The sequence below is a fragment of the Mesorhizobium sp. M7A.F.Ca.US.002.01.1.1 genome (assembly GCF_004022955.1).
Classification (GTDB): Bacteria; Pseudomonadota; Alphaproteobacteria; order Rhizobiales; family Rhizobiaceae; genus Mesorhizobium; species Mesorhizobium ciceri.
The window spans coordinates 1-1,445 of sequence record NZ_RZQE01000842.1 but is presented as its reverse complement, the minus strand read 5'-3'; the positions used below and the strand labels follow the sequence as shown (position 1 = coordinate 1,445).

The window sequence follows — 1,445 nt, the reverse complement described above, 5'->3', positions numbered from 1 at the left end:
GCTGTTGAGCGAGGCGGCCGTCCTGTCGCTCGCCAGCGCTGCCGGCCGCGATGGCGACGCCATCTACCGGGTCACCGCCGGCAATGCCTTCTTCGTCACCGAGCTCCTGTGCGCCGACAATGAGATGACGCCACCGGCCAGCGTGCGGGACGCCGTTGTGGCGCGGGCCGAACGGTTGTCCGCCGGTGCCCGCTCGATGCTGGACGCGGTATCGGTGTTTCCCAGGCGGGCCGATGCTTGGGCTCTGCAGGGCCTGTGCGGCGTCGCCAGCGCCGGACAGCTGGCGGAATGTGTGTCGAATGGGCTGCTCGACGATCTGGGCGATGGCTATGCCTTCCGCCATGAAATCGCACGCCGCGCCATCGAGATGATGCTGACGACAAGTTACAGGAGACTGTTCAACCAGCGCGCGCTGTCGGCGCTGCTTGAAAACGGCGGCGTCGCCACCGCACGCCTGGTCCATCACGCCGTGGAAGCGCACAATTTCGAGGCGGTGCGCGAATTCGCGCCGATCGCCGCGCGCGAGGCTTCGCGTGTCGGCGCCCATCGCGACGCCGCCGGCTACTATGAGGTCGCCTTGCGGCAGGCCGACACCTTGCCCGTGGAAGAACGCGCCGGACTTTACGAGCAGTATGCCTTCGAGTGTCACTTGATCGCCCGCATTGACGAGGCCATCAAGGCGCAGGAACAAGCCCGCGCGTTGCAAAAGGCGCTTGGCAACACGCTGAAGGAAGGCGACAGCCTCAGGTGGCTATCGCGCTTCGCCTATCTGTTGGGCGACCGCCCGGCAGCCGACCTGTTCGGCGCCCAGGCGGTCGCGTTGCTGGAGGCAGTTCCCGCCAGTGCCGAACTTGCCATGGCCTATTCGAACCTTTCGCAGCTGGCGATGCTGGCCGAAAGGCTCGACGAGACCCTGTCGCTGGGCGGCAGGGCGATCGAGCTTGCCGAGCAGCTGGACCGGCAGGATGTCGTTTGTCACGCGCTCAACAATGTCGGCGCCGCCGAGCAGTGGCTGGATCTGGCCAGCAGCCGGCTGCATCTCGCCCGCAGCCTCGAAATCGCGCTGGAGCAGAATTTTCAGGAGCACGCCGCGCGTGCCTTCACCAATTGCGCCTGTGGCGAGATCAACCAATTGGGCTACAGCCAGGCTCAATCCTTCCTCGATCGCGGCATCGACTATTGCGTCGACAACGATCTGGCGACTTGGCGTGACTATATGCGTGGGGTTCGGGCACAGTTGTTGTTGCGTCAGGGATACTGGAACGAAGCTGCCGCCGAAGCTCTGGATGTCATAAGCAATGACCAGGCGACGGCGCTGGTCCGCTATCCCGCTTTGGTGGCCCTGGTGAAACTGCGTCTTCGGCGCGGAGATCCTTCGGCCGAGCCGCTGCTGGCGGAAATGAATCGGTTCCTGGAAAGGGGAGCCGAATTGCAGCGGCTGTTGC

At 64.8% G+C, this 1,445-nt stretch carries 1 pseudogene; it reads left to right on the top strand.

The annotated features are described in order from the left end of the window. Nucleotides 1-1,445: pseudogene (locus EN932_RS36015) on the top strand (helix-turn-helix transcriptional regulator); the annotation flags it as partial.